Source organism: Microbacterium sp. MAH-37 (genome assembly GCF_009758255.1).
In the GTDB taxonomy this organism is placed as follows: Bacteria; Actinomycetota; Actinomycetes; order Actinomycetales; family Microbacteriaceae; genus Microbacterium.
This window is the reverse complement of record NZ_WSEN01000007.1, coordinates 311,883-338,432: the sequence shown is the minus strand read 5'-3', so window position 1 is coordinate 338,432 and position 26,550 is coordinate 311,883. Positions and strand designations below refer to the sequence as shown.

The 26,550-nt window shown below is 68.5% G+C and carries 27 protein-coding genes and 3 tRNA genes; 15 read left to right on the top strand and 15 right to left on the bottom strand.

The annotated features are described in order from the left end of the window. Positions 1 to 156 precede the first annotated feature (156 nt). Positions 157 to 930 carry a hypothetical protein gene (locus GON06_RS09680; protein WP_157312080.1) on the bottom strand — a complete coding sequence of 258 codons (774 nt, stop codon included), beginning with the start codon at positions 928 to 930 and terminating at the stop codon, positions 157 to 159. A 173-nt stretch (positions 931 to 1,103) separates the two neighbouring features. Here GON06_RS09680 and GON06_RS09675 point away from each other — a divergent pair, with 173 nt between their 5' ends. From GON06_RS09675 to GON06_RS09660, 4 genes are all read left to right on the top strand, one after another. Next, the gene (locus GON06_RS09675; RefSeq protein WP_157312079.1) at positions 1,104 to 3,104 is read left to right on the top strand and encodes a DUF262 domain-containing protein; all 2,001 of its coding nucleotides are present in this window, start codon (positions 1,104 to 1,106) and stop codon (positions 3,102 to 3,104) included. 35 nt (positions 3,105 to 3,139) lie between these two features. Continuing rightward, positions 3,140 to 4,354 carry an alpha/beta fold hydrolase gene (locus tag GON06_RS09670; RefSeq protein ID WP_332837355.1) on the top strand — a complete coding sequence of 405 codons (1,215 nt, stop codon included), beginning with the start codon at positions 3,140 to 3,142 and terminating at the stop codon, positions 4,352 to 4,354. A 142-nt stretch (positions 4,355 to 4,496) separates the two neighbouring features. Continuing rightward, positions 4,497 to 4,706 carry a KTSC domain-containing protein gene (locus tag GON06_RS09665; protein ID WP_157312077.1) on the top strand — a complete coding sequence of 70 codons (210 nt, stop codon included), beginning with the start codon at positions 4,497 to 4,499 and terminating at the stop codon, positions 4,704 to 4,706. A 75-nt stretch (positions 4,707 to 4,781) separates the two neighbouring features. Continuing rightward, on the top strand, positions 4,782 to 4,964 hold the full coding sequence (locus GON06_RS09660; RefSeq protein WP_157312076.1) for a hypothetical protein: 183 nt from the start codon (positions 4,782 to 4,784) through the stop codon (positions 4,962 to 4,964). On the opposite strand, the gene GON06_RS09655 is transcribed toward GON06_RS09660, so the two are convergent. Together GON06_RS09655 and GON06_RS09650 are read right to left on the bottom strand one after the other, a co-directional pair. Further along, positions 4,962 to 5,035 (bottom strand) — tRNA-Ile (locus GON06_RS09655). The genes GON06_RS09660 and GON06_RS09655 overlap by 3 nt on opposite strands. Positions 5,036 to 5,062: 27 nt before the next feature. Continuing rightward, on the bottom strand, positions 5,063 to 5,599 hold the full coding sequence (locus GON06_RS09650; RefSeq protein WP_157312075.1) for a gamma carbonic anhydrase family protein: 537 nt from the start codon (positions 5,597 to 5,599) through the stop codon (positions 5,063 to 5,065). 129 nt (positions 5,600 to 5,728) lie between these two features. Here GON06_RS09650 and GON06_RS09645 point away from each other — a divergent pair, with 129 nt between their 5' ends. Then, entirely contained in the window at positions 5,729 to 6,214 is a 486-nt protein-coding gene (locus tag GON06_RS09645) for a Dps family protein (protein WP_157312074.1), read from the top strand. 57 nt (positions 6,215 to 6,271) lie between these two features. On the opposite strand, the gene GON06_RS09640 is transcribed toward GON06_RS09645, so the two are convergent. The 6 genes from GON06_RS09640 to GON06_RS09615 form a co-directional block, all read right to left on the bottom strand. Next, positions 6,272 to 7,753, bottom strand: a complete 1,482-nt coding sequence (locus GON06_RS09640) for an amidohydrolase (RefSeq protein WP_157312073.1) — start codon at positions 7,751 to 7,753, stop codon at positions 6,272 to 6,274. Continuing rightward, a complete protein-coding gene (locus GON06_RS09635; RefSeq protein WP_157312072.1) occupies positions 7,750 to 8,391 on the bottom strand; it encodes an FMN-binding negative transcriptional regulator in 642 nt (213 codons plus the stop codon). Before GON06_RS09635 ends, GON06_RS09640 begins: the two co-directional genes overlap by 4 nt. 64 nt (positions 8,392 to 8,455) lie before the next feature. Continuing rightward, complete coding sequence (locus GON06_RS09630; protein WP_157312071.1) at positions 8,456 to 9,940, bottom strand: alanine/glycine:cation symporter family protein; 1,485 nt, start codon at positions 9,938 to 9,940, stop codon at positions 8,456 to 8,458. Positions 9,941 to 10,032: 92 nt separating this feature from the next. Then, entirely contained in the window at positions 10,033 to 11,031 is a 999-nt protein-coding gene (locus GON06_RS09625; protein WP_157312070.1) for an Fpg/Nei family DNA glycosylase, read from the bottom strand. Between the two features lies 1 nt (position 11,032). After that, a complete protein-coding gene (locus GON06_RS09620; protein WP_157312069.1) occupies positions 11,033 to 11,518 on the bottom strand; it encodes a ribose-5-phosphate isomerase in 486 nt (161 codons plus the stop codon). 60 nt (positions 11,519 to 11,578) lie between these two features. Then, entirely contained in the window at positions 11,579 to 12,763 is a 1,185-nt protein-coding gene (locus GON06_RS09615) for a ferrochelatase (protein WP_332837354.1), read from the bottom strand. 152 nt (positions 12,764 to 12,915) lie between these two features. On the opposite strand from GON06_RS09615, the gene pepN reads away from it, so the two are divergent. The 4 genes from pepN to GON06_RS09595 all read left to right on the top strand — a co-directional run bounded on the left by pepN (position 12,916) and on the right by GON06_RS09595 (position 18,848). Then, a complete protein-coding gene (gene pepN, locus GON06_RS09610) occupies positions 12,916 to 15,486 on the top strand; it encodes an aminopeptidase N (protein WP_332837353.1) in 2,571 nt (856 codons plus the stop codon). Positions 15,487 to 15,640: 154 nt separating this feature from the next. Continuing rightward, on the top strand, positions 15,641 to 16,720 hold the full coding sequence (locus GON06_RS09605) for a mechanosensitive ion channel family protein (RefSeq protein ID WP_157312067.1): 1,080 nt from the start codon (positions 15,641 to 15,643) through the stop codon (positions 16,718 to 16,720). Continuing rightward, the gene (locus GON06_RS09600; RefSeq protein ID WP_332837351.1) at positions 16,717 to 17,148 is read left to right on the top strand and encodes a globin; all 432 of its coding nucleotides are present in this window, start codon (positions 16,717 to 16,719) and stop codon (positions 17,146 to 17,148) included. The genes GON06_RS09605 and GON06_RS09600 overlap by 4 nt, the downstream gene beginning before the upstream one ends. A 35-nt stretch (positions 17,149 to 17,183) precedes the next feature. Then, positions 17,184 to 18,848, top strand: coding sequence for an FAD-binding dehydrogenase (locus tag GON06_RS09595; RefSeq protein ID WP_157312066.1), 1,665 nt, complete (start codon positions 17,184 to 17,186; stop codon positions 18,846 to 18,848). A gap of 7 nt (positions 18,849 to 18,855) precedes the next feature. On the opposite strand, the gene GON06_RS09590 is transcribed toward GON06_RS09595, so the two are convergent. Next, complete coding sequence (locus tag GON06_RS09590) at positions 18,856 to 19,521, bottom strand: hypothetical protein (RefSeq protein ID WP_332837350.1); 666 nt, start codon at positions 19,519 to 19,521, stop codon at positions 18,856 to 18,858. A gap of 66 nt (positions 19,522 to 19,587) precedes the next feature. Here GON06_RS09590 and GON06_RS09585 point away from each other — a divergent pair, with 66 nt between their 5' ends. Next, positions 19,588 to 20,463: an acyl-CoA thioesterase gene (locus GON06_RS09585; RefSeq protein ID WP_157312064.1), complete on the top strand. Its 876-nt coding sequence runs from the start codon at positions 19,588 to 19,590 to the stop codon at positions 20,461 to 20,463. Positions 20,464 to 20,487: 24 nt separating this feature from the next. Here GON06_RS09585 and GON06_RS09580 read toward each other — a convergent pair whose 3' ends face one another. The 5 genes from GON06_RS09580 to GON06_RS09560 all read right to left on the bottom strand — a co-directional run bounded on the left by GON06_RS09580 (position 20,488) and on the right by GON06_RS09560 (position 24,747). Then, complete coding sequence (locus GON06_RS09580) at positions 20,488 to 20,937, bottom strand: acyl-CoA thioesterase (RefSeq protein WP_332837349.1); 450 nt, start codon at positions 20,935 to 20,937, stop codon at positions 20,488 to 20,490. A 122-nt stretch (positions 20,938 to 21,059) separates the two neighbouring features. Then, complete coding sequence (ettA, locus tag GON06_RS09575) at positions 21,060 to 22,739, bottom strand: energy-dependent translational throttle protein EttA (protein ID WP_332837348.1); 1,680 nt, start codon at positions 22,737 to 22,739, stop codon at positions 21,060 to 21,062. 123 nt (positions 22,740 to 22,862) lie between these two features. Further along, the gene (locus tag GON06_RS09570; protein WP_332837347.1) at positions 22,863 to 23,366 is read right to left on the bottom strand and encodes a DUF6993 domain-containing protein; all 504 of its coding nucleotides are present in this window, start codon (positions 23,364 to 23,366) and stop codon (positions 22,863 to 22,865) included. A gap of 82 nt (positions 23,367 to 23,448) precedes the next feature. Then, positions 23,449 to 23,979, bottom strand: a complete 531-nt coding sequence (locus GON06_RS09565) for a single-stranded DNA-binding protein (RefSeq protein ID WP_157312063.1) — start codon at positions 23,977 to 23,979, stop codon at positions 23,449 to 23,451. 141 nt (positions 23,980 to 24,120) lie between these two features. Continuing rightward, on the bottom strand, positions 24,121 to 24,747 hold the full coding sequence (locus tag GON06_RS09560) for a LysE family translocator (protein ID WP_332837346.1): 627 nt from the start codon (positions 24,745 to 24,747) through the stop codon (positions 24,121 to 24,123). Positions 24,748 to 24,841: 94 nt separating this feature from the next. Here GON06_RS09560 and GON06_RS09555 point away from each other — a divergent pair, with 94 nt between their 5' ends. The 5 genes from GON06_RS09555 to GON06_RS09535 all read left to right on the top strand — a co-directional run bounded on the left by GON06_RS09555 (position 24,842) and on the right by GON06_RS09535 (position 26,475). After that, entirely contained in the window at positions 24,842 to 25,117 is a 276-nt protein-coding gene (locus tag GON06_RS09555) for a hypothetical protein (RefSeq protein WP_232528376.1), read from the top strand. A gap of 5 nt (positions 25,118 to 25,122) precedes the next feature. Continuing rightward, positions 25,123 to 25,602 carry a hypothetical protein gene (locus tag GON06_RS09550; protein WP_157312062.1) on the top strand — a complete coding sequence of 160 codons (480 nt, stop codon included), beginning with the start codon at positions 25,123 to 25,125 and terminating at the stop codon, positions 25,600 to 25,602. Between the two features lie 22 nt (positions 25,603 to 25,624). Continuing rightward, positions 25,625 to 25,699: transfer RNA gene (locus tag GON06_RS09545), tRNA-Arg, on the top strand. 37 nt (positions 25,700 to 25,736) lie between these two features. Next, a complete protein-coding gene (gene orn / locus GON06_RS09540; RefSeq protein WP_157312061.1) occupies positions 25,737 to 26,363 on the top strand; it encodes an oligoribonuclease in 627 nt (208 codons plus the stop codon). A gap of 36 nt (positions 26,364 to 26,399) precedes the next feature. Next, a tRNA-His gene (locus tag GON06_RS09535) sits at positions 26,400 to 26,475 on the top strand. Positions 26,476 to 26,550 lie beyond the last annotated feature (75 nt).

Below are 26,550 nucleotides of genomic sequence, written 5' to 3'. Positions count from 1 at the left end.
CATCAGGTGCGTCTTCCCCTACGACCTGAGCCACGGATGCTGGCGGACTATGCGGTTATACCGCGATTATCGCCGAGATTCCGAGGAATGACAAGCATGTAACACAGAACGGCCCCGATCCGAGATCGGGGCCGTTCCGCGTGATCCGACTGAGGATCAGGCCTCGCTCATCGCGAGCTTCTCCTGCTGACCCTTGGCGGCGTAGTACGCGGCACGAGCGGCATCCTTGCGGGCCTGCTCGGCGTATCCGGCCTCGAGGACGTCCTGCGGGACCTCGACCTGGGTGTGCTGGTCGGTGCCGTGGTACTTCTCGATGTAGGCGTCGAGCTCCGGGCCCGAGGTCCAGGAGGTGATCAGGCAGTAGCGCGGCTCGGTGCCGATGTGGGTGGTCGCGTGCCACAGACGCTGGGTGTCGACGATCAGCTGAGCGCCGGCAGGAAGAGCGATGCGGTACTCGATGCTCGGGTCGGTGCGGTTCTCACGCAGGACGAAGAAGCTGTCCTTGTCGTCGGTGAGGTTGAAGAAGCCGCGCACCACCCAGCCGGTGCCGTCCGGGTTCAGACGGTTGTTGTCGTCCTGGTGCAGGTTGTACAGGCAGTCGCCGTACGGCGTGGGCTGCAGTTCGATGACGCGGCAGCGGCCGACATTGGCGCCGGGCTCCTGCGCACGCGCGGTCAGGGTCGGAGCGATGGCGGTCTGGGACTCGATCCAGACGCCGTCCTTGTCGGTGCGCGGCGGCTTGTGGTTCCAGAAGCCGTTGCACTCGATCTCGCCCTTCGCGCTGGCGAGCGGGGAGAAGCGGGTGTCGCCCGAGGACTTCCAATCGACATATTCGATGTCGAGCCATTCCTTCGGGTCCATTTCCCCGCCGTAGCTGTCGAGGATGACGAATCCCTTGTCCTCAAGGGCTGCGGACTTGATGTATCCCATGAGCGAGTCATGTCCTTTCGTAGGGGGCCAGCGAAGTTTTAACAGGCCCTACTTAGGTAAGCCTACCTCCCGCTGCTGGACGCGCCCGAGAGGCGAGCCGGAGAAAAGACGGCCCCGGATAGACTCGGTGCGGCGGATCCCGTCTTCCCGCCGCACGGAGGCATCACCCAGTCATGGCCACGGCAACCAACGTCGAAGCGACCGCAACGAGCACGATCGAATGGCTGTCGGCACCGTCGACGAACATCGTCGTCCCGGTGTATCAGCGCCAGTACCGCTGGGACATCGGCGGGTGTGAGCGGCTGCTCTCCGACATCCGGGCCGTGGCCGCGGAGGATGCCGCGCACCGGCACTTCATCGGCTCGATCCTGTCGGCCGAGGACGCCACGGAGGACGGCGGCGACCTGATCCTCATCGACGGGCAGCAGCGTGTCACCACGCTGATGCTCCTGGTGGCGGCCCTGCACCACTCCGTCCGAGAGACGGACCCCGCGATGGCCGCCGACCTGGAGCGCGTCCTGGTGCGCGCCGACGACCCAGCCCGCACCAAGCTGCGGCCGCATCACGCGTGGGCCGACCTGTACGACTCGGTCGTGCTGGACCGACGCGACGACACGGACCGCGAATCGCGGTTCGACGACAACTACGCCTTCTTCCGCAGCCAGGTTCACGCCGACGAGGCCCCACGTATCTGGGAGGGCCTGAAGAAGCTGGAGCACGTATCGATCACGCTCGGCGCGGCGGCGAACGCGCAGCAGATCTTCGAGAGCCTGAACTCGACAGGTGAGCCGCTGCGCGACCACGAGCTCATCCACAACTACATCCTCATGGGGCTCTCACACGGTGAGCAGCTCGAGATCGAGGAGGAGTACTGGCTGGCGATCGAGCGACTCACCGGCGAGGCGATCGGCGCGTTCTGGCGGCACTTCCTGGTGATGACCACCGGTCGCGAGGTCGATGTCGCCGGTGAGCGCGGGGTGTACAGCGCGTTCCGCGCAACCTTCCCGCGGTTCGACGTCGAGCGGCTGCGAGCCGATGCAGGCGTCTGGCGCGAATACGCGGAGATCTACGGCATCCTGCTGGATCCGTCGCTCGAAGCGGATGCCGGCATCCGTCGCCAGCTCGGATTCGTGAACACCTTCGGCCGCGCCGCCTATCCGCTGGTGATGAGCGCCTATCGCGACCACGCGCACGGCGTGATCTCACGCGACGAGCTGATCGTCACGATGGAGTGGGTGCAGGCGCTGCTCCTGCGCCGTACCGTGGTGGGGCTGCCGACCGATCGCCTGATCGCCCGCCTGTGCCGTGCCCGCGCCGAGGGGAATGACGCGCTGATGCGCGCGATCGCCCGCATCACGCCGTCCGACGAGCGCGTCAGCGCGGTGCTGAAGTACAGCGAGCTGCCGTACGCCTCGTACGTGTTGGGCCGCCTGCTCGACGTCGACGACGCGAGCGGCTACGACGTGGAGCACATCGTGCCCGCCGCACCGGGCGACGCCTGGTCGGGTGACGGCGTGCGACCGTGGAGCGAGTACACCGAGGACGAGCAGAACAGCCATCGCGCGCTGGCGCCGACGCTGGGCAATCTCACGCTGCTCGAGCAGCGGCTCACGGAGCGCGTGTTCGGGGCGTCGTTCCCCGACAAGCGGGACGACGCCTATGCGCGCAGCGCCGTCTCCGGGACTCGCGCTCTGGCCGACCTGGCCTCCTGGGGAACCGCCGCGATCGCCGCGCGCACGGTGCAGCTCACCGAGGCATTCGTGCGGATCTGGGCGCGACCCGATCTGCCCGAGATCGACGACGACGGCCTCACCCCCATCCTCGACGCCGTCCGGCGCCGCGGGTGGCCGGCCGGCTGGGAGCGCGAGTTCGACTACGTCGAGTACCGCGGTGAGCACTGGGAGGTCAAGGACGTCCGCTACCTGTTCAACCGGGTGTTCCGCCGCGCCTGGACCGACGACCGCTCCGCCGCGTTGGCGTACAGCGCGGCGCACGGCGGCCCGCTCTACGACGAGATGGCCTGGAAGGGCCATTGGGACGACTTCGGCGGCATCCACATCTACATGGGCTGGGACTCCAACTACATGATGGGTGCCGTACAGGGCGTGCTGGAGGAGTCCGGCATCGCCGCCGAGGTGTTCGTGAAGTACTCCTACATCGGGAACGTGATGTGATGACCGCCGTCGTGCGACGCATGCAGGATCTGACAGTGACCGAGCACACGATGACGGTGCCGCTGGTCTGGGGCGACGAGTCCGACACCCGCACCATCGACGTGTTCGCCGCGGTCGTCGCCCGCGACGGCGGCGAGGACCTGCCCTGTCTGGTATTCCTGCAGGGCGGGCCAGGCTTCGAGGCGCCGCGTCCGTTCCATGCCCCCTCCTCGCCCTCATGGCTGGATGCTGCGCTCCAGGATCACCGCGTGGTCATGCTGGACCAGCGCGGCACCGGGCGCTCGACGCCGGTGGGCGACCGGCTGCTGGAGGAGCTCGGCTCCCCCGCTGCCGCGGAGTACCTCACGCACCTGCGGGCGGACTCGATCGTGCGGGATGCCGAGGCGCTGCGCGCCGAGCTGGGCGTCGAGAAATGGAACCTGCTCGGTCAGTCGTTCGGCGGCTTCACCGTGCTGACGTACTTGTCGACGCACGCGAGCGCGCTGGACCGGGTCTACACCACCGGTGGGCTCAGCACTGTGGAGCACACGGTCGACGAGGTCTACACACTCAGCTATGACAAGATGCGCACCGCGTCGGAGAAGTACTACCGCCGCTTCCCCGAGCACCGCGAGCGGATGCGCAGACTCGTCGACCTCGCCGCCGCCGGGAAGCTGCTGCTGCCGGATGGAGAGGTCGTCTCCGTCTCGCGGCTGCGCTCGGTCGGCTCCGCACTCGGTACGAACGACGGCTGGCAGACCGTCTGGTCGCTGCTCGAGCTCGACCCCGACACCAACGCGTTCCGCTACGACCTGGCCGCGGCCATGCCGTTCGGCGGCCGCAACCCGCTCTACTTCGCGTTCCACGAGTCCTGCTACGCCGACGCCCAGACCACTCGGTGGTCGGCGGAGCGGATGGAGCCGGCGGACTTCGTCTCGGACGTGACCCTGTTCACCGGTGAGCACATCCGTCGGGAGTGGACGGAGACGGTCCCCGCGCTCCGGCCGTGGCGCGAGGTCGCGCTCACGCTCGCCGACCACGAGTGGCCCGCGCTGTACGACGCTGACGCTCTCGCGGCGTCCGGCGCGCGCGGTGCGGCGGCTGTGTACGTGAACGACGTGTACGTCTCGCTCGAGCACTCTCTGGAGACGGCGCGGCTGCTGCCCGGCCTCAGACTGTGGGTGACCAGCGAGCACGAGCACAACGGCCTGCGATCGGGCGACGTGTTCCAGCGGCTGCTCGACCTGGCGTACGACCGGCGCGTCCGGTAACCGCTGCAGCGGTCTCGTCCGGTTGTCAACCCGCAGGCCGCGGTGACAGAGCCCGGCGTACCATCCTTCGGATGGAGGATTCCGGAGAGCGACGTCCACGTCGGGCGCGAGCGGGCACCGGCGATCCGCCGGAGGCTTCGCCATGAAGCGGCAGCAGGTTCGATCGTCCGCGATCGCCTCGGTCGGATACGACCCCGGCACGGCCGTGCTCGAGATCGAATTCCGCAGCTCGGAGCTCTACCGCTATTACGCGGTCCCGCCGTCGGTGCACCGCGCGCTCGTGGCGGCGCCGAGCGCGGGGCGGTACTTCCGGGAGCACATCCGGGACCGGTATCCGCTCGAGCACCTGTAGCGCCGGTTCGGGCGTTGTCCACCCCCTTCGCGTATCCGGAGGTGCCTCGTACGTTCGCGGCAAGGAGGACGAACCATGACCGATCCACGCGAACAGGACGAACGCCCTGAGACGGAGCCCGCCGCCGAGGACCTCGACGAGCCCAGCACCGAGAAGGAGCCCGGCGAGCAGCCACGCAAGCCCGAGCGCGACGAACCGGAACCGGATCACGAGGCCGTCGGCATCGGGATCATCGGCCGTCCGCAGACGAAAGAGTAGGGCGGGTGGGACTTGAACCCACGATCGTCGGGTTATGAGCCCGCTGCCTTGACCAGCTTGGCCACCGCCCCGTAGGTCTTCCAGCCTACCGGGCGGCGTCAGAGCCTTGTTGCATCGCGATGCGTCTGCGTGTGCCGGAGGTAGATCTCGGCGTTCTCGATGAGACCGGCGCGCTCCTCGTCGGTGAGCTCACGACGCACCTTGGCGGGCACGCCCGCCAAGAGCGAGCCGTCCGGGACCTCCGTGCCGCCGAGCACGACCGCGCCGCCCGCGATCAGGCACCCGTTTCCGATCACCGCGCCGGACAGCACGACGGCGCCCATACCGACGAGCGAACCGTCGCCGATCGTGCAGCCGTGCACGACAGCGTTGTGGCCGATGGACACGCGTTCGCCGACGACGACACCGTGACCGCTGTCCACGTGTACCGAGACGTTGTCCTGCACGTTGCTGCCCGCACCGATCGAGATCGGCGCGGAGTCGCCGCGGAGCACGGCGTTGTACCAGACGCTCGCTCCCCGGCCTACCGACACCTCGCCGACGATGCGCGCGCCATCGGCGACGAAGGCATCGTCGTGCAGGCTCGGAGTCTTGCCCGGCAGTGCCAGGACGGATGCTGCGGAGGAGACGGTCATGTAGGTGAGACTACCCTCAGATCCGCGTGATTCCGCGGCGGTTAGTGTTGCCTCAGCTTGCTTGCGGAACATTTCAGGCTGAGTAGCGTTGAGGTCATCAGGCAGCGATCAACGACTCCGGAGGACACCATGAGCGCTTCTAAGACCATCCCCGCCACCGCCGGCGACCCCACCGTGGCAGCTGCGGCGGCCCAGTTCCTCTCCCCCGTCGTCCTCGGCCTGCAGGCGCTGGTCGTGAACGGCAAGCAGGCGCACTGGCACGTGCGCGGTGCCAACTTCATCGGGGTGCACGAGTTCCTCGACACCGTCGTGGCCAACGCCGGTGAGTTCGCCGACACCGCGGCGGAGCGCATCGTCGCCCTGGGGCTGCCGATCGACGCCCGCATCAGCACGGTGGCCGAGAAGGCCGGCTCGACGCAGGTCGCCGCGGGCTTCGCCGCCTCGGACGAGCTCGTCCGCGCCGTCATCGCCGACATCGACGCCATCCTCGTGGACGTGAAGGCCGCTGTGGAGGGGCTCGACGAGGTCGACCTCACCAGCCAGGACGTCGCGATCGAGATCCAGCGCGGTCTCGAGAAGGACCGCTGGTTCCTGTTCTCGCACGTCGCGGCCTGACGCATCTCGAACCACGAATGCCCTCGGGATCTCCCGAGGGCATTCGTGTGTCCGCGATCAGTGCGTGCGGCGCCCGGCGACGAAGGTCGCCTCGACCGGCATCACTCGCAGTGTCGCGGCATCCGTGCTGTGCGGGTCGGCACCGCAGAGCACGAGATCGGCGACCCCGCCCGGGGTGACGGCAGACGTGCCGTCGGTACCGTGGTGCGCGCTGGCACGCAGCGCGGTGTCGATGTCGACGCGCTCCTCGGGGTGCCACAGCGTGCCGTCCTCGCTCTCGCGCGTCACCGCGGCCGAGATCGCATGCCACGGGTCGAGCGGTGCGACCGGGGCATCCGAACCGAACCGGACGCCGGCGCCTGCACTGCGCAGACTCGCGATCGGGTAGGCGACGGAGGACTGCGACGACCACAGCAGGTCGACCAGCGCACGGTCATCGATCGCGTGACGCGGCTGGATGCTCGCGGCCACCCCGAGGCGGGCGAAGCGGGCCAGGTCGGCGTGCCGCACCAGTTGGGCGTGCTCGATCGTCCCGGTCTGCCCGGTGTCGGTGAACGCGTCGAGCGCGGCGGTGGCCGTCACATCCCCGATCGCGTGCACCGCGGCCTCGATGCCCGCACCGGCGGCGCGGCCGAGCAGCTCGTGCAGACGCTCAGGCGGCACGGTGAGCGCCCCGTGATTGGACGGCGTGTCGTCGTAGCCGTGGCTGCACGCGGCGGTGCGAGTGCCGAGGGATCCGTCGGCGATCACCTTCAGCGGGCCCATGCGCACCAGCCCGCCCTCGCCGACCGGGTCGCCTGTGCGTAGCCCCTCCGCCACGGCCCGCTCCAGATCGTGCGGGTACACGGCGAACTCCACCCGGTGCACGTCGAAGCCGGCTGCCAGACGGCGCGCCCATGCTCCGGCATTCCAGCCCATGTCGAAGTCGACCAGCCCGACGATGCCGCGCGCGGCCGCGCGACGGGCCGCCTCGGCCACGGCGGCATCGGCCATCGCGTCGTCGACGGCGTTCAGCCGGCGCGAGATCTCGAACGCGGGCTCCTCGCGCAGCATGCCGTCGTCGTCCTGCCCGTCGAACGCCTCACGACGCAGCGCCGCGGAGTTCAGCCAGACGCTGTGCACGTCGGCGTTGAGCAGATAGGTCGGTACGTCGCCCGTCATCTGATCGAGAAGCGCCCGCGTCGGAGCGTCGGGCCAGAGCGCGTCGCGGAAACCTATGCCGATCCGGCGTCCGTCGCTCAGTGGCGCGACCCGGGACATCCGCGCAGCGGCATCCGCCGCGCTCTCTGCGTCGTGCAGCGGCTCGCGCTGGGCGGTGAGCGCCCATTGCACGGTGTGCACGTGGTGGTCCCAGAGACCGGGGATCACCCAGGCGCCGTCGCCGTCCAGGACGTCAGCCGGCGCACGCAGGTTGCCGGTGGGTGCGATGTCGGTGATGAGGCCACCTCGGATCAGGATGTCGACCGGCTCGTCGGTCGGCAGCAGCTCACGCCCTGCGCCGGCGACGCGGACAGACCGCAGCAGCAGGTCGGTGCTCATCCGCGGTGCGCCAGACGTGCGTCGTGCGCCCGGCGCATCTCCGCGGCGAGGGCCGGATGCGCGTACTCGCCGTCCGCGCCGAGTTCGGCGATCACGCTCTCGACGATCTCGTCCGGCTTGTTCTGGCTGAGCTTCCGCTTGGCCGTGACCCGGGTCGGGGTCAGGCGGAAGCCGACCGTGCCCGCCTCGAGCACGCGCACGAACTCGTCGGTGTTCGGCGCCTGCCACATCAGCCGGGGCTGCGGCAGCCGCGACTCGAAGTGCGAGACCAGATCGTCCAGGATCTTCAGGTTCGTCTCGGTGTCGACGACCTCCGGGACGCCGGCCAGGTGCACCGCCACGTAGTTCCAGGTCGGGACTGCCTTGACATCGCCGTACCAATTCGGCGAGATGTAGCCGTTCGGTCCCTCGAACACCAGCAGCAGCTCGGTCTCCCCCAGTCCCAGCACGTGATCGTCCGGCTTGCCGACATGGCCGACCACCGTCAGATCTTCGCGATCGGGGTCCAGCAGCACCGGGTAGTGCGAGGCGACCAGCCCGTCCGGGCCGCTCGCCACCAGCGTCGCCCACGGGTTCTGCGCGATCACCCGCCTCAACTCGGTCAGATCGGTCATGGCGAAGCTGGGGTTCTGGCGCATGTGACCAGATTACGGCGACGGCGGCCCGGGGGACGCTCCCCCAGGCCGCCGTCGCCACGCCGTGCTACTTCTTGGCGCCCACCACCGGGATCGCCTGCGTCTTCCACTCCTCGAAGTCGCGGTCGCCGGCCATGAAGACGTCGATCTGCTCCTTGGTCGCGACGAGCTTCGGATCGTTGTCGAGATACTTCTTCGTCTCGCGGGCGATAAGACCCGACAGGATCAGCAGTCCGATCAGGTTCGGGATCGCCATCAGGCCGTTCATCACGTCGGAGAACGCCCACACCACGCCGAGCTGCACCGTGCAGCCGATGAAGACCACGAGCGAGAAGATCACCCGGAACGGCATGACAGCCCTGCGGCCCATCAGCCGCTCGATGCACCGCTCGCCGTAGTACGACCAGCCCAGGATCGTGGAGCCGGCGAACATCACCAGGCCGATCGTGACGATGTAGTGTCCCCACTCACCGGGCAGCCCGTGCGAGAACGCCTCGCCCGTCATGAGCGCCGCGCTGATCTGCTCGCCGGTCTCGGGGTCGGTCATGTTCCAGACGCCGGTCGTGATGATCACCAGACCGGTGCAGGTCACCACGATGATCGTGTCGATGAAGGTCTGGGTCATGGACACCAGCCCCTGGCGAACGGGGTGCGTGGTCTTGGCCGCGGCCGCAGCGATCGCTGCGGAGCCCATGCCGGACTCGTTGGAGAAGATGCCGCGTGCGACCCCGAACTGCACCGCGATGATGATCGCCGACCCGGCGAAACCGCCGATCGGCGCTGTGCCGGTGAAGGCGTCCGTGAAGATCTGAGCGAAGGCCGCGGGCACATCGGCGATGTTCGCGATCAGGATGTAGAGCGCACCGAGCACGTAGAAGATGATCATGATCGGCACGAGGCCGGCCGTCACGCGACCGATCGACTTGATGCCGCCCACGAGCACGAGCATCGCGAACGCGGTGAGGACGAGTCCCGTGACCCAGGTCGGTACGTTGAAGCTGTTCTCCATGTTCGAGGCGATCGAGTTGCCCTGCGTCATGTTGCCGATGCCGAAGCAGGCGAGCACGGCGGCGATCGCGAAGAACAGCGCGAGGAACTTGCCGAACTTGTTCGGGATGCCGCGCTCCAGGTAGTACTGCGGACCGCCGGACTTCTCACCGGCGGCGTCCGTCTTGCGGAAGCGCACACCGAGGAAGGCCTCGGAGTACTTCGACGCCATGCCGAGCAGACCGGTCACCCACATCCAGAACAGCGCGCCCGGGCCGCCGATGCCGATGGCGGTCGCGACACCGACGATGTTGCCGGTGCCCACCGTGGCGGCCAGCGCGGTGGTGAGCGCCTGGAACTGCGAGATGTCACCGTCGTCGGCGCCCGGGTCCTTGCGGGTGAAGATGCCCAGGCGCAGTGCCGCGCCGAGACGGAGGAACTGCAGGCCTCCGAGGCGGATCGTCAGGTACAGCCCGGTACCCAGGAGCAGAGGGATGAGAATCCAGGGGCCCCAGATCCACGAGCTGATCTTCTCGAGTACGGCTTGCAGGCCGGAAAGGTCCATCGCATCTCCTGTCATGCGTCGTTGCAGAGAGTCCGGTCATCCTTTCACAGCCCGCTCTCAGGATTCCACCCCGCCCGCGGTGCGTCGACGGATCAGCGCTGGCAGGAAGGGCACCAGTACAGCTTGCGCGCCCCGATCTCCTCCAGTGCGATCTCCGTGCCGCACACCCGGCACGGAAGCCCGGCGCGGTGGTAGACCCAGTGCCGGTCGTCACGGCTCGCCATCGCCGCCCGGTACTGGTCCGGGGACAGGTCGTCCATGGTCATCATCTGCCCGGTCTCGACGCCGATCGCAAGCAGGCGCACCCAGTCCCGCCAGAGCTCCCGGATGACGTCCTCCGGCACCTGCTTGCCGGGCGTGTGCGGGTTCTGCCTCGCGCGGAACAGCATCTCCGCACGATAGACGTTGCCGATCCCGCTCACGACGGCCTGATCCATCAGCAGCAGCGCGATCGGCGTGCCCTTCTTCCGAACGGCGGCGGTGAAGCGCTCCTCGCCCTCGGCGGGATCGCCGACGAGCGGATCAGGGCCGAGCTTCGCGATCGTCGCGAGCATCTCGTCCGGCGTCTGAACCTGGCAGGCGGTCGGGCCGCGCAGGTCGGCACACGTCGCGTCCGTGAGCAGACGTACGCGGACCTGCCCGACGACGGGCGGCGGCCACTGGTCGCCGTCGTCCGCGAGGCCCTTGGTCTGCTCAGACATCCGGACGTGCACCCGGGTGCGCCGAGGAGCGCCGATCGACGTGAGCGAGTTCTCCCCCGCTTCGTCGAGGATCGGGGCATCTAGATCCGTGCCGCGCTGGTTCGTCTGGCCCATGCGTCCGTTGGCCGAGGCGATCGTCGGGTCGACGAGGATCTCGCCGGCGAAGTCCCACGCGCCGTACAGACCGAGGTGAACCCGCAGCCAGGCGTCGCCGTCGAACCCGAGGAACATCTGCTTGCCGACGGCCTTGGCCTCGAGCAATTCGCGTCCGCTCAGGAACTCCGCGCCCTCGGCGAAGCGGCCCTGCGGACTGGAGGCGAGCACCTCACGGCCGACGAAGTTGCGGTCGAACTGGCGCGCGATGCGGTGGACGGAGTGGCCCTCTGGCATCTCAGGCCCGCGGGTCCGGAAGGAGAGATCCGTCGCGCTCGAAATCGGCGATCTGTCCGATCCGGCGCACGTGCCGCTCCTCGCCCGAGAAGGGTGTGGCGATGAAGAGGTCGATGAACGAGGTCACCTCGTCGAAGGTGTGCTGACGCGCACCGATCGAGATCACGTTGGCGTCGTTGTGCTCACGCGCGAGCTCGGCGGTGGAGGCGTTCCAGACCAGCGCGGCGCGGATGCCCTCGACCTTGTTCGCGGCGATCTGCTCGCCGTTCCCCGAACCGCCGAACACGACGCCGAGCGCCTCGACTCCGGACGACTGATCGGCGACGACGGCCTGTGCTGCGCGGATGCAGAATGCCGGGTAGTCGTCCAGCGCGTCGTAGGTCAGCGGGCCGTGGTCGACCACGTCGTGGCCGGCCGCACGCAGGTGCTCCTGCAGGCGGGTGGAGAAGTCGAGTCCGGCGTGATCGGTGGCGAGGTGGATGCGCATGGCTCTCATCCTATTCGGCACATCACCGGCTCCCACGGCGCCGACGGACCCCGCCTCACGTCACGGAGCGATGCCGGCAGCGGCGGGCTTGAACCCCGCGCGGACGTTCTCACAGCACCCGGGTCGGCAGATGTCGAAGGACGGCCCCAGATCGGTCACGTGCGCCCGGTCCGCCGGAGGGCGGCCTTCGAGGCGCTCCTGCACGAGATCGACGATCCCCGCGACGAACCCCGCAGACACGCCCGGCGTCGGCGTACGGACGAACCGCAGGCCGGCCCCCTCCGCCGCCTCCTTCGCCTCGGTGTCGAGGTCCCACAGCACCTCCATGTGGTCGCTCATGAATCCCACGGGAACGACGACGACGGCCTGCCGACTCCGCCCGCCGAGTTCCTCGATCACGTCGCACACGTCGGGCTCGAGCCAGGGCTGCGAGGCGGGACCGGACCGCGACTGGTACACCAGCTCCCACGGGACGGCGGACGCCGCCGGCAACAGCTGTGCGACTCGATCCATCACCCAGGCCGCGACTGCCTCGTGCTGCGCGGCATAGGCACCGCCCGCGCCCCAGTCCACGTCACGCGGGCCCGAGCGCACGGCGTCGGCGGACGGAATGCTGTGCGTCGAGAAGAGCACCTGCACGGCCTCCGGCGCGATCCCGTCCGCGAGGAAGCCGGAGATCGCGTCGTGCACCCCGTCCACGAAGGCCTGGACGAACCCGGGATGGTCGAAGAACGGACGGATCTTGTCGATGGTGACGACGTCCTCGTACTGCGTGCCGCCCAGAACGCGCGCGAAGTCCTCGCGGTACTGGCGACAGCTCGAGAACGAGCTGTAGGCGCTCGTCGCGAACGCGAGCAGCGTCGTGTGACCGTTGGCCGCCGCCTCTGCGACGGCGTCTTCCAGGTACGGCGCCCAGTTGCGGTTGCCCCAATACACGGGCAGGTCGATCGAACGTGCGGCGAGTTCCTGCTCCAGTGCCGCCTTCAGCGCCCTGTTCTGCCCGTTGATGGGGCTTACGCCCCCGAAGTGGCGATAGTGATGGGCCACCTCTTCAAGACGCTCGTCGGGGATCCCCCGCCCGCGGGTGACGTTGCGGAGGAACGGGATCACGTCCTCCTGCCCCTCAGGACCACCGAAGCCGGCCAGCAGGATGGCGTCGTAGGCGACGGGTGTCTCCACGAACGGGGCGCCGGAGGCGGCTGCTGCGGAGGCGAACGGAACGGAATCGACAGGCTTGGCGGTCACCAGACCATCCTTTCACCGCTCCCTATGACTGTCCCGATCCCCGGCGCCGTGGAATTCGACGGCGCGGACGCCTGGCGTAGGCTGTCATGGTTGCCGTCGGCGCCAGCAGCGCCGGACCGTGGCGACACCCCCTCACCACTGGGAGAACAGCTGTGCCTGGAGAGAACCTCACCCGCATCGAAGCGCAGGAGCGCCGCGACGTCATCGACACGCAGTCCTATGAGGTCACCCTCGACCTCACCAAGGGCGAAGAGGTGTTCGGGTCGCGCAGCGTCGTGCGCTTCACGGCGACGCCGGGGGCCTTCACCTTCATCGACCTCATGGCCCGCGACGTGCGCGAGATCTCGCTCAACGGAGAGCAGCTCGACCCCAGCGCGGTGTTCGCGGACTCGCGCATCGCGCTGTCCGACCTGCAGGCGGAGAACGTGCTGGTCGTGGACGCCGACTGCGTGTACACCAACACCGGTGAAGGCCTGCACCGCTTCGTCGACCCCGTCGACGGCGAGGTCTACCTCTACTCCCAGTTCGAGGTGCCCGACTCCCGACGCGTGTTCGCGGTCTTCGAGCAGCCCGATCTCAAGGCGACCTTCCAGTTCACGGTCACCGCTCCTGCGGCATGGAAAGTCGTGTCGAACTCGCCGACCCCCGAGCCGATCGTGCACGACCCTTCGTCGGGCTCAGGGGCCGGTCAGATCGCCACCTGGGGCTTCGAGCCCACCCCGCGCATCTCGTCGTACATCACCGCCCTCGTCGCCGGCCCCTACGAGGCGACCTTCTCGGAGCTGACCAGCGCCTCGGGCCGGGTCATCCCGCTCGGCGTGTACGGCCGAAAGAGCCTCTGGCAGCACCTGGACGCCGACTACATCTTCGACAAGACGCGCGAGGGTTTCGCGTACTTCGAGTCGAAGTTCGGCGTGCCCTACCCGTTCGCCAAGTACGACCAGCTGTTCGTCCCGGAGTTCAACGCGGGCGCCATGGAGAACGCCGGCGCCGTGACCTTCACCGAGACCTACGTGTTCCGCAGCAAGGTGACCGACGCCGTCAAGGAGCGCCGCGTCGTCACGATCCTGCACGAGCTGGCCCACATGTGGTTCGGCGACCTGGTCACCATGAAGTGGTGGAACGACCTGTGGCTGAACGAGTCGTTCGCCGAGTGGGCGTCGACCATCGCGACCGCCGAGGCCACGGAGTGGACCGAGGCGTGGACCACGTTCAACGCCATGGAGAAGACCTGGGCGTACCGCCAGGATCAGCTTCCCTCCACGCACCCGGTCGTCGCCGAGATCAACGACCTGGAGGATGTGCTGGTCAACTTCGACGGCATCACCTACGCCAAGGGCGGATCGGTGCTCAAGCAGCTCACGGCGTGGGTCGGCATCGACGCATTCTTCGCGGGCGTCTCGGCGTACTTCCAGAAGCACTCCTGGGGCAACACCGAGCTGAGCGACCTGCTCGTCGAGCTCGAGCGCACCAGCGGCCGCGACCTCACCACCTGGTCGAAGAAGTGGCTCGAGACCGCAGGCGTCAACACTCTCGCCCCGGTCATCGCGGAGGACTCCAGCGGCGTCATCACCCGGTTCGCCGTCACGCAGACCGCGCCGGCGGATTATCCGACCATCCGCCCGCATCGTCTGGGCATCGGCTTCTACGACCTCGACGGCGGCACTCTCGTGCGCACCCACTACGTGGAGGTCGACGTCGACGGCGACCGCACCGAGATCCCCGAGCTGCAGGGCCTGAAGCGCCCGGCCCTGGTGCTGCTGAACGACAAGGACCTCGCCTACGCGAAGATCCGCCTCGACGAGAAGTCGCTGGCCACCGCGATCGAGCACCTCTCCGACATCAGCGACCCGCTCGCCCGTTCCCTCGTCTGGGGCGCCGCCTGGGATCAGACCCGCGACGCCGAGAGCAGCGCGAGCGACTACATCGACCTGGTGCTGGGCAACATCGGCCGTGAGACCGAGTCCACGACCATCCGCACCACGCTCGCCCAGCTGGGTCTGGCCGCGTCGACGTACGTGGCCCCGGAGCGGCGCTCCGCGGCCCGTGAGAAGGTGGCCGACGGACTGTGGGCCCTCGCGCAGAGCGCCGTCGCCGGCAGCGACAGCCAGCTGCAGCTGGTCACCGCGTTCGCGAACATCCTGGTCACCCCGGAGCACGCGGGCATCGTCGGCCGTCTCCGCTCCGGCGAGGACGCCCTGCCCGGTCTCGAGATCGACGCCGACCTGTCCTGGCAGCTGCTGGTCGGGCTCGCCGCCGCCGGCGCGACGGATGCCGCCGCCATCAACGCGGCCCTCGCGGCGGACAACACCTCGAAGGGTGCGGAGTTCGCCGCGCAGGCGCGTGCCGCGCTTCCCACCGCCGACGCCAAGCAGGCCGCCTGGACGTCCCTGGTGGACAACGCCGATCTGCCGAACACCATCGTGCGTGCTGCGGCGGCCGGGTTCGTGCACGGCTCGGGCATCAAGGTGCTCGGCGAGTTCGTGCCGAAGTACTTCGAGATGCTGCTGCCGATCTGGACGTCGCGCACCTACCAGATCGCCGACTACCTCGTGGTCGGCCTGTACCCGCGGTCGCTCGCGAACGTCGAGCTGCGGGATGCCACGCGCGCGTGGCTCTCGTCGAACCAGGATGCCGCACCTGCGCTGCGCCGTCTCGTCCACGAGAACCTCGCCGACGTGGAGCGCGCCCTCGCTGCGCAGTCCCGCGACGCCGAGGACTGATCCACACGGCCCACTCCGCCCGTCGCTCCGCGCCGATCGGAGCCTCCGGGCCGTGTGGGCCCTTTGGCACAGATGCCCATGGTGAGAACTGCTCGCACTGTGAGGCCTCTCCGCACTCAGCGTGCGGAGAGGCCCCATCAGTAGAATCGAGGGGATGATGTTCCTCCCTCTTGCCGCAGCGAAAGACGACCCCGCCACCGTCTGGGAGCAGGTGCTCCAGATCCTGACCGACGTCGGCTGGAAGCTGCTGAACATCGCGATCATCGTGGTCGTCTGCATCGCGATCGCCTTCGTGCTGCGCCTCGTCATCCGTCGCGTGGTGCATCGCATCGTCGACAACGCCAAGAACAAGGCGGACGTGGCGGACACGGTCGCGCTGGAGCGCTCGCCTCTCGCCGACATGCGACTCGTGCAGCGCACCCGCACGCTCGGCACCATCCTGCAGAACATCGTCAACGTGGTACTGGTCATCGTCGCGCTGGTGCTCATCGTCACGGTGATCAACAAGGACATCCTCGGCTCGCTGACCCTGCTCACAGCCGCGGTCGGCGCCGGCCTCGGTTTCGGCGCCCAGAACATCGTCAAGGACGTGCTGAACGGCATGTTCATCGTCGCCGAGGATCAGATCGGTATCGGCGACGTCGTCGACCTCGGTCTCGCCACCGGCGTCGTCGAATACGTCAGCGTCCGCATCACGCAGGTGCGCGACGTCAACGGCACGCTCTGGTACGTGCGCAACGGCGAGGTCACCCGCATCGGCAACATGTCGCAGGGCTGGGCCCGCGTGATCGTCGACCTCGGACTACCGGTCGACAGCGACCTCGACGACGTCGAGCAGACGATGCTCGAGACCGCCCAGGCCCTGGCGAAGGACCCGAAGTGGCGCACCAGGATCATCGAGAAGCCGGAGATCTGGGGCCTGGAGTCCATCGCCGGTGACGCCCTCGTGGTGCGCGTCGTGATCAAGACCAGGGCGAACGCCAAGGACGACGTGGCCCAAGAGCTGCGCGCGCGCCTGAAGAAGGCGTTCGACGAGAAGGAGATCGCCGTCCCGAGCATGGCCGCGGTCGCCCCGACCGGCTTGGAGGGCGCCCGTCGCGTGCGCGGCGCGAACCCGCCCAAGACCCGCCCCAACGCGATCACCGGCGTGCCGCCCGTGGAGCGCGGCATCTGGCGACGCAAGAAGACCGGCGGCACTCCTGACGGCGCCGGAACGGAAGGCGGAAAGAAGTGACGTTCTACGACGAGATCGGCGGACACGAGACGTTCGAGAAGATCGCGAGCGTCTTCTACCGCGAGGTCGCGCTCGACCCCGTGCTGCGGCCGATGTACCCCGAGGACGACCTCGGGCCGGCACAGGACCGGCTGCGGATGTTCCTCGAGCAGTACTGGGGAGGCCCGTCCACCTACGGCGAGCAGCGCGGTCACCCGCGACTGCGGATGCGGCACGTGCCCTTCCACGTCGATCCGGATGCCCGCGACCGCTGGCTCACGCACATGCGCACCGCGCTCGACGAGGCCCAGCTCTCCCCGCTGCACGATGCGACGTTCTGGGACTACCTGCAGCGCGCTGCCCACTCGCTCGTGAACACCTTCGAGCCCTCCGGCGTCGGCCCTGCCCAGCAGGCGCAGATCCGCCCCGATCTGGGCCTGACCTCGTAGCATCCGCCATCCGCATCGACGACGAAGGAGTCGCCATGTCACCCCGCACCCACGAGACCGACGTGCTCGTCATCGGCTGGGGGCTGTCCGGCCTCGTCGCCGCGGCCGAGGCCGTGGCCGCAGGCAGGCACGTCACCCTCATCGACCAGGAGCCGCGGTCCAACCTCGGCGGGCAGGCTTGGTGGTCCTTCGGCGGGCTGTTCCTCGTCGACTCCCCCGAGCAGCGCAGGATGGGCATCCGCGATTCCCTCGACCTCGCTCGGGAGGACTGGTTCGGCAATGCCGGCTTCGATCGTCCCGAGGATGAATGGCCGCGGCGCTGGGCCGAGGCGTACCTGCAGTTCGCCGCCGGCGAGAAGCGCTCCTGGTTGCGTGAGCGCGGCGTCGGATTCTTCCCCGTCGTCGGTTGGGCCGAACGCGGCGGCTACGGCGCGATAGGACCCGGCAACTCCGTGCCTCGCTTCCACATCACCTGGGGCACCGGGCCCGGGATCGTCGCGCCCTTCGTCGACGCCCTGTCCGAGGCGGAGAAGGCCGGCCGGCTCACCGTACTCCCCCGGCATCGTGTCAGCGCGCTCACGACGACCGACGGTGCCGTCACGGGTGCCCACGGCGACGTGCTAGCCGACAGCCCCGCGGACCGCGGCGAGGAGAGCAGTCGCGAGGTGGTCGGGAGCTTCGAGATCACCGCGGCGGCGACGATCGTGGCGTCCGGCGGCATCGGCGGCAACCACGACCTGGTCCGCAAGGTCTGGCCCGAACGGCTCGGCACCGCCCCAAAGCACATGCTCACCGGCGTCCCCGCCTATGTCGACGGCTCGATGCACGAGGTCGCCCGCGCAGCCGGTGCGCGTCTCATCAACGAAGACCGGATGTGGCACTACGTCGAGGGCATCACCAACTGGGATCCGGTGTGGCCCTCTCACGGCATCCGCATCCTGCCCGGTCCTTCGTCACTGTGGCTTGACGCCACCGGCGCGCGGCTGCCCGTGCCGCTGTTCCCCGGCTTCGACACGCTCGGCACGCTGGCTCACCTGCGCAGGACCGGCCACGACCATTCCTGGTTCGTCACCTCGCTGAAGATCGTCGAGAAGGAGTTCGCTCTCTCCGGCAGTGAGCAGAACCCCGATCTCACAGGCAAGGACGTTCAGCTGCTGCTGAAGTCACGGCTGGCCAAGGGGCCGACCGGCCCCGTGCAGGCGTTCCTCGACGAGGGGCCGGACTTCATCGTGGAGGACGACCTGGAGACGCTGCTCGGACGCATGGCGGCGATGCCCGGTGGCGAGGCTCTCGATCTCGATCGCGTGCGCCGCGAGGTGACCGCCCGGGATCGCGAGATCGAGAACGACTTCACCAAGGACGCCCAGATCGGGATGCTGCGCTCGATGCGTGCGTACCGCGGCGACAAGCTGATCCGCACCGCGGCGCCGCACCGTCTGCAGGATCCTGCCGCGGGACCGATGGTCGCCGTGAAGCTGCACGTCCTGACCAGGAAGTCGCTGGGCGGCATCCAGACCGACCTCGACGGCCGGGCGCTGGATGCCTCCGGTGAGCCGATCAGCGGCCTGTACGCGGCCGGTGAGGCCAGCGGCTTCGGCGGTGGTGGCGTGCACGGCTACCGTGCGCTGGAGGGCACATTCCTCGGCGGATGCCTGTTCTCCGGGCGCCAGGCGGGCCGCGCGGCTGCGCGGCAGCAGTAGACGGGAGTCAGCCGGCTGTGCCGGTGGCGCGCACGTCGGTGAGGCCGGTCGCCGCAGGACCGCGACTCAGCACATGACCGCGGCGGAACGCGAGGCGCGTCCAGCGGCCCGAGACGGTCACCGGCACCTGCTCCGCGCCGGAGAGGAAGCCGAACGCCTGTGCGGCGAACGCGACTCCGCGCGGCAGCCCGAGCAGGTCCTCGTCCGGTTCGCCCCAGACGGACGCACGGACGCTGCGCACGACCTCCTCGCCGGACTGCGTCCCCGCGCCACGCGCCACGGCGGACATGCCCCACTGGGAGCGTTCCGCGATCGTCGAGGCATCCAGCACGCCACCGGGCTGCCAGCCGCCGCGCGGCGGAGCGACGCCCGCCCATGCGGGCGAGCGGCTGGTCTGTGGCAGCTGCAGCATCCGGTCGTCGTCGGTGTCCGACAGGTCATCCACGACCAGATCGCACTCGAGCTCCGGATCGGCGTGCACGATGCGCATGGCCAGCACGGTCGGCGTGCGGTCGAAGAGCCCCTGTGGCGCCAGCGCTGCCGCGGTGAGCGCGAGCACGCCGTTCGCGGCCTGCAGCCGCACTCCGTCGTCGGAGATCGCCCGGGAGCGGCCGAGGAAGGTCAGCACGTCCTGGGCGGTGTGGGCATCGGCGAGGACGAGACGAGGAGGCACGACATCTAGACTATCCATCGGTGCCCCGAGCCGACCCGGCCGGTGTCATCGAACGAAAGGCAGGCGATGGACGCGCAGGAGACGGTCGACGGATTGCTGCGGGTGCTCGCTCTGGACGTGTCGGGTGCACGGACGACCGAGGACATCTTCACCGGCATCTCGCATCCCATGCCGACCGGCCGGATCTACGGCGGGCAGGTTCTCGCCCAGTCCGTGATCGCCGCCGAGCGCACCGTCGCAGAGGGCAGGATCCTGCACTCGATGCACGGCTACTTCCTGCGGCCGGGAGACGCTGCCAAGGGCATCACGATCGCGGTGGACCGCATCCACGACGGCCGTTCGTTCTCCACCCGGCGCGCCCAGGCGTACCAGAACGGCGTGCCGATCTTCTCGATGATCGCGTCGTTCCAGGATGACGGTCCGGGCCTCGAGCACGCGGCGCCGATGCCCGACGGCATTCCGGCCCCAGACGGCCTCGCTAACGACGAGGCGCTGTCCCCCGGCAACCACCCGCTGTCGCAGCGCATGCTCACCGACCGTCCCGTGGACATGCGTCACGTCGACGGGCCGATCTACGTCGAGGCGGGAGCCGAGCGTGTGGCTGCGCAGGCGGTCTGGATGCGGATGCGCGCCCCTCTGCCCGACGCGCCGAGCCTGCACCGCGCCTCGCTCGCCTACCTCAGCGACATGTCCATCCAGGAGTCGATTCTGCGCGCACACGGCCTGTCCTGGGCCGAGCACGGCCTGAAGGTCGCGAGCCTGGACCACGCGATGTGGTGGCACCGGCCGGCCAGGGTCGACGAATGGCTGCTCTACGTTCAGGAGTCGCCGAACGCCCGTGGAGGACGCGGTCTCGCCGCCGGTCGGATCTACACCAGGGAAGGCATGCTGGTGGCCAGCGTCGCCCAGGAGATCATGATCCGGGTGCCGTCCGGCGACTGACGCCGCCCGGCCGAAGGGCCGGCGTCAGCGGTGCGCGTAGCGGATCGGCTCGTCGACGTACGGGCCCCACGCCTCGCGCATCTCCTGCGTGATGCGGGTGGGGCGGCCGCTCGCCGCGTCCACCAGCACGATCACGGCCGTCGAGCGCGCGTAGAGCGTGCGCCCGGCCGCCGCGATCGGGCTGTACACCTCGTAGCAGACCTCCATGCTGGAGCCGCCGATCTTGCCGAACCACATCTCCACGTCGAGCGGATGCCGCTGATAGGGCACCGGCGCGACGTACTCGATCTCCTGCCTCGCCACGAGCGTGAGCATGCCCTGACTGATGCCGGGATCGAGGATCGCGGTCGGCGGGGCGTCCTCGCCGTCGCCGGGGACCCAGAACGCGCGCACCCGCGCCTCCTCGAGCAGCTTCAGCATCGAGGTGTTGTTGACGTGGTTGTAGGCGTCGAGGTCTCCCCAGCGCAGGTGCACGGGGAGGTGCAGGTGCTCAGTCAGGATCGTCTCCTTCTGCCGGATGCGCCGGCCTCGACAGGGGCCCCGCGCCCCGGAGGCTCCGGACAGCGCGAAGCGATGTCCGGAGTGGGGCGTGGGGATCAGTCGCGGTGCAGCTTGCGGTGGGTGGTGCGATGCGGGCGTGCGGCCTCCGGGCCCATGCGCTCGATCTTGTTGGCCTCGTAGGACTCGAAGTTGCCCTCGAACCAGTGCCACTGGGCCGGGTTCTCGTCCGTGCCCTCGTACGCGAGGATGTGCGTGGCGATGCGGTCCAGGAACCAGCGGTCGTGGGTGATCACCACGGCGCAGCCGGGGAACTCGAGCAGTGCGTTCTCGAGCGAGCTCAGGGTCTCGACGTCGAGGTCGTTGGTCGGCTCGTCGAGCAGCAGCAGGTTGCCGCCCTCCTTGAGCGTCAGGGCGAGGTTCAGGCGGTTGCGCTCACCACCGGAGAGGACGCCGGCCTTCTTCTGCTGGTCCGGTCCCTTGAAGCCGAACTTCGACACGTAGGCGCGCGAGGGGATCTCGATCTTGCCGACCGTGATGAAGTCGAGGCCGTCCGAGACGACCTCCCACAGCGTCTTGTTCGGGTCGATGTTGGCGCGGGACTGGTCGACGTAGCTGATCTTGACCGTCTCGCCGATCTTCAGGTCGCCGCCGTCGAGGGGCTCGAGGCCGACGATCGTCTTGAACAGCGTGGTCTTTCCGACACCGTTCGGGCCGATGACGCCGACGATGCCGTTCGGCGGCAGGCTGAAGCTCAGGCCGTCGATGAGGGTGCGGTCGCCGAAGCCCTTCTGCAGGTTCTTCGCCTCGATGACGACGTTGCCCAGGCGAGGACCGGCGGGGATCTGGATCTCCTCGAAGTCGAGCTTCCTGGTCCGCTCCGCCTCGGCAGCCATCTCCTCGTAGCGGGCCAGACGGGCCTTCGACTTCGTCTGACGACCCTTGGCGCTGGAGCGCACCCATTCGAGCTCGTCCTTCAGACGCTTGGCGAGCTTGGCGTCCTTCTTGCCCTGGACGTCGAGGCGCTCGGCCTTCTTCTCGAGGTAGGTCGAGTAGTTGCCCTCGTAGCCGATCAGACGACCACGGTCGACCTCGGCGATCCACTCGGCGACGTGGTCGAGGAAGTAGCGGTCGTGAGTGACGGCGATGACCGCGCCCTTGTAGGACTGCAGGTGCTGCTCTAGCCAGAGCACGCTCTCTGCGTCGAGGTGGTTGGTGGGCTCGTCGAGCAGCAGCAGGTCGGGCTTCTGCAGCAGCAGCTTAGCCAGGGCGACGCGGCGCTTCTCACCACCGGAGAGCGGTGCGATCTCGGCATCCCCCGGAGGGGTGCGCAGCGCGTCCATCGCCTGCTCGAGCTGGGAGTCGAGGTCCCAGCCGTCGGCGGCGTCGATCTCCTCCTGCAGGGTGCCCATCTCGGCGAGCAGCGCATCGAAGTCGGCGTCGGGGTCGGCCATCAGCGCGGAGATCTCGTTGAAGCGGTCGACCTTCGCCTTGATCGCGATGCCGTCCTGGATGTTCTCCAGCACGGTCTTGGACTCGTCGAGCTCGGGCTCCTGCATGAGGATCCCGACCGTGAAGCCGGGAGTGAGCTTGGCCTCGCCGTTGGACGGCGTGTCCAGGCCGGCCATGATCTTCAGGATCGTCGACTTTCCGGCGCCGTTCGGGCCGACCATGCCGATCTTCGCGCCGGGCAGGAACGCCATCGTCACGTCATCGAGGATGAGCTTGTCGCCCACGGCCTTACGTGCGCGGACCATGGAGTAGATGTACTCGGCCACGGAGGAGCCCCTTACTTTCGGCGGGTGTGCATGTGGGATGTGCGTCTGCGGTGCCGACGCACACCGACACACCAGCCTACCGGCCTTCGCTGTCGCGCGAGCCCGGCCCGCGGCCGGGCGGGTTCACCAGTCGATCGACCTCGTCGTGCCGACGAGGCAGCGCCCCTCCGAAAGCTGTGGCAGGACCGCGGTGACGGGCTCGCCCGTAGACGGCCCGACCTGGCCGACCAGGCACTCCGCATCGCCCCACGCCACCGAGAACTGCAGGCTCTCGACCGGATTGCCGACCGTGGTTTCGTCCTCGGTGACCTGCATCCGCTCGCGCGGGAACCCCGCGGCGACGAGCGCATCGATGTATGCGCGCCCCTCGGCCCGCTTCTCGGTGGACCAGACGCGGCTGGTGATCTCGGTGAACAGCGGGAGGTTGTCGGCGGCCGTGCCTTCGGCATGCAGTTCGGGAGACGTGGCTGTCGGCTGCGGCGACGGCTTCGCCTGAGATGTTGCGGTCGCAGGCTGCGTCGGATCCGACGACGTCGCGGGCGTACAGGCCGTCATGACGAGCATCCCGGCGAGCAGCACCGCGACGGGTGCGCCACGACGCGGGACGGCGGACGGTCCACGAAGCACCCTCTGATTCTAGGAGGGGGCGCCTCCGGGTTCGGGTCCCGGAGGCGCCCGGCTTCAGCCGCGGGGATCGTGTCGGCGCGGATCACGTCGGGAGGAGCTCGGCGTGCGACGCCGTCGTCTCCTCGGTCGAGTCCTCGCTGCCGTCCTCGCTCGCATCGTCGGCCGGCACTGACCATGCGGCCGCCGCGTCGGCGGCATCCGGCGCATCCTCGTCAGAGGGTGGCGCGAAGCGATCCCCGGCCTCCGGCGCCGGCGCGCGGTGCGGCTTGACAAACGCGCTGGCGCCGTGCTTCAGGTTGTGCCCGATCGCGTCCGCCTCGATCTCGACCGAGGTGCCGGACTTGCCGTTGGCCTCCCACTTGCGCACCTTGAGCCGCCCGGTGACGATGACCGGATCGCCGCTGTGCAGCGAGGACCTCACGTTCTCTGCGAGCTGCCGGAATGCCGAGACGTCGTACCAGTTGGTCTCCCCCTCGTTCCAGACACCGGTGCTGCGGTCGAGCCAGCGGTTCGGGGACGCCAGGCGGAACCTGATCACGGCGTCGCCGCGGTTCGTCGTGTTGCGCAGCGGATCGCTGGCCACGTTGCCCAGGATCGTCACTGTGTCGGACATGTCGTTCTCCTTCGTGAGCCCGGGTCGCTGCCCGGATCGCACCAGCGTGCACCGCGGCGCCCCGAGCCGGATGCCGGAAAACCCGTGACTGTGCAGAGTCCGCGGGATCGGCGGGATGTGCAGGACGAGTGGAGCCGGAGGTCAGTGCACGAACAGGAGCAGGGCGGCGACGCCGATGAAGAGCGCCCCGAACACGAGGTTCAGCACCCGCTGGCCGCGCAGGCTCGCGGTGAAGCGCCGGAACGACTTCGCGGCCGCGGCGAAGAAGAACCACATCACGAGGACGTCGACGATCATAACCGTCGTGATCAGGATCAGATACTGCGGCAGCGGGTCCTGGTCCAGGCGGATGAACTGCGGGACGAAGGCGATGAAGAAGACGATCGCCTTGGGATTCAGCAGGTTCACCCAGAAGCCCCGGCGGAACATCGACCAGCCGCCCTCGCGGGACACCGGCGCGACGATGCCGTCCTCCCCCGCCTTCGGCTTGGTGAGCATCAGCCGCACTCCAAGGAACACCAGGTAGGCGGCACCGAGATAGCGGATCGTCTCGAACAGGAACGGTGACCTGGCGACCAGCAGTCCGACACCCGCTGCGACGATCACGACGTGCACGATCAGCGCCGCCTGCTGCCCCGCCACACCCCAGAGCGAGCGGCGCCACCCCTGATTCAGCGCATTGGTCATGGTGTTGATCGCACCGGCGCCCGGCGTGAAGCTGATCACGACGCACGCGACCAGCAGAGAGAGCCAGGTCGTCCACGCCACCAGCACAGTGTAGGGATCACGCGATCCCGTCGCACATCCGCCGAGGCGATGTCGGAGGCCGTCCCTATCTTCGAAGGTGAGAGGAGACGACATCATGATCACCGCCGAACACCCCACCGGAACACCCGCACTCGCCCTGCCCTGGACCGCGCCCGCGATCAGACCCGGGCGCGAGACGCTTCAGCGTGCCGGAGACCAGCTCTGGCGCGTGATCGACGAGCGGGGTGCCATCCGCGGTCATCTCCGCATCGTCGCCGACCCTCTCGGCGTCCGCTATCGCGCCGAACGCCTGAATACGGCCACCGGCACCTTCCGCCTGGTCGGCGAGTTCTGGGCCGCCGACGACGCCGTGGCCGCTCTGCGCTTCTGAGTCTCATGCCGAGCAGCGGCGAACGTCTTCGGCAGGTGCAGGCCGCCCATCGCCATTGCAACTTCGAGCGGATGATCGCCTACCTCGCCGTTCACCCATGCAGTGATTGCGGTGAGCCCGATCCGGTCGTCCTCGATTTCGATCATCTGCCCGAGTTCGAGAAGCGATTCGAGATCACGCGCGCGGTCGGTGCATCGACACGGTCGTGGAAGAGCATCGAACAGGAGATCGCGAAATGCGAGGTCGTCTGCGCGAACTGCCATCGTCGTCGCACGGCTGCGCGCGGGGACCACCGAAAGCACATGCTCGCTGAGGGGCGCGAGGTCCCTGCCATCATCGTGACCGTACCGCCACGCCGGCCGGTTCCCCACGGCGGGGGCGCGAAGGGCCGGAGGGGATGCGACTGCCATCCCTGCCGGGAACGCCGCGCGCAGTACAACCGTGAATGGCGCGCGGCCCGACGCCACGATGATTCGGACCGCTGAGTCCGGGTACGCTAGAGGTCTACCCCCAGTAGCTCAGCGGAAGAGCATCGATCTTCTAAGTCGCCGGTCGCACGTTCGAATCGTGCCTGGGGGGCCAAATAGCGGTGTCCGTACCCGTCATTAGGATGGACACCATGGTTTCTGCGTCTGAGAACGACCGGCTCGTCTGGATCGACTGCGAGATGACCGGACTCGACCTCGCGGTCGATGAGCTCGTCGAGATCGCCGTCGTCGTCACGGATTTCACTCTGAAGCCCCTCGACCCCGGATTCAGCATCGTGATCAGGCCCAGCGACGCTGCGCTCGAGCACATGAACGACTTCGTGACCGAGATGCACCGCACCTCCGGTCTCATCGAGGAGATCCCCCGGGGCGTCTCCCTCGCCGAGGCGACCGAGCAGACTCTCGCCTACATCCGCCGCTTCGTGCCACAGGAGCGCAAGGCACCGCTCGCCGGCAACACGATCGGCACCGACCGCATGTTCCTCGCGAAGTACATGCCAGAGCTCGACCAGTACCTGCACTACCGCAACGTCGACGTGTCGAGCATCAAGGAGCTGTCCCGGCGCTGGTACCCCCGGGTGTTCTTCAACGCACCTGCGAAGGACGGCGGGCACCGTGCTCTCGCCGACATTCTGGAGTCGATCCGGGAGCTGCAGTACTACCGCGGAGCGGTGTTCGTGGACGAACCAGGACCATCCACAGACGAGGCGCGAACCCTCTCGGAGCGCACGGTGTCAGAGTTCACTCAAAACATGTAATACACTTGAGCGGTTGCCTGCTCCGGCCGGCACATGGTGGCTATAGCTCAGTTGGTAGAGCACCGCGTTGTGGTCGCGGGGGTCGCGGGTTCAAGTCCCGTTAGCCACCCCAATCTGGAGCGGGATGCGAGAGCATCCCGCTCCTTTCTCCTTCCCGGTCGCATTCTGCGACACGTCGACGACCTCG

Bases quoted from the DNA above. Each gene is read 5' to 3' on its own strand.
- GON06_RS09680 (WP_157312080.1), bottom strand. From the start codon at position 930: ATGGGATACATCAAGTCCGCAGCCCTTGAGGACAAGGGATTCGTCATC.
- GON06_RS09675 (WP_157312079.1), top strand. From the start codon at position 1,104: ATGGCCACGGCAACCAACGTCGAAGCGACCGCAACGAGCACGATCGAA.
- GON06_RS09665 (WP_157312077.1), top strand. From the start codon at position 4,497: ATGAAGCGGCAGCAGGTTCGATCGTCCGCGATCGCCTCGGTCGGATAC.
- GON06_RS09660 (WP_157312076.1), top strand. From the start codon at position 4,782: ATGACCGATCCACGCGAACAGGACGAACGCCCTGAGACGGAGCCCGCC.
- GON06_RS09650 (WP_157312075.1), bottom strand. From the start codon at position 5,599: ATGACCGTCTCCTCCGCAGCATCCGTCCTGGCACTGCCGGGCAAGACT.
- GON06_RS09645 (WP_157312074.1), top strand. From the start codon at position 5,729: ATGAGCGCTTCTAAGACCATCCCCGCCACCGCCGGCGACCCCACCGTG.
- GON06_RS09640 (WP_157312073.1), bottom strand. From the start codon at position 7,753: ATGAGCACCGACCTGCTGCTGCGGTCTGTCCGCGTCGCCGGCGCAGGG.
- GON06_RS09635 (WP_157312072.1), bottom strand. From the start codon at position 8,391: ATGCGCCAGAACCCCAGCTTCGCCATGACCGATCTGACCGAGTTGAGG.
- GON06_RS09630 (WP_157312071.1), bottom strand. From the start codon at position 9,940: ATGGACCTTTCCGGCCTGCAAGCCGTACTCGAGAAGATCAGCTCGTGG.
- GON06_RS09625 (WP_157312070.1), bottom strand. From the start codon at position 11,031: ATGCCAGAGGGCCACTCCGTCCACCGCATCGCGCGCCAGTTCGACCGC.
- GON06_RS09620 (WP_157312069.1), bottom strand. From the start codon at position 11,518: ATGCGCATCCACCTCGCCACCGATCACGCCGGACTCGACTTCTCCACC.
- GON06_RS09605 (WP_157312067.1), top strand. From the start codon at position 15,641: ATGATGTTCCTCCCTCTTGCCGCAGCGAAAGACGACCCCGCCACCGTC.
- GON06_RS09595 (WP_157312066.1), top strand. From the start codon at position 17,184: ATGTCACCCCGCACCCACGAGACCGACGTGCTCGTCATCGGCTGGGGG.
- GON06_RS09585 (WP_157312064.1), top strand. From the start codon at position 19,588: ATGGACGCGCAGGAGACGGTCGACGGATTGCTGCGGGTGCTCGCTCTG.
- GON06_RS09565 (WP_157312063.1), bottom strand. From the start codon at position 23,979: ATGTCCGACACAGTGACGATCCTGGGCAACGTGGCCAGCGATCCGCTG.
- GON06_RS09555 (WP_232528376.1), top strand. From the start codon at position 24,842: ATGATCACCGCCGAACACCCCACCGGAACACCCGCACTCGCCCTGCCC.
- GON06_RS09550 (WP_157312062.1), top strand. From the start codon at position 25,123: ATGCCGAGCAGCGGCGAACGTCTTCGGCAGGTGCAGGCCGCCCATCGC.
- orn (WP_157312061.1), top strand. From the start codon at position 25,737: ATGGTTTCTGCGTCTGAGAACGACCGGCTCGTCTGGATCGACTGCGAG.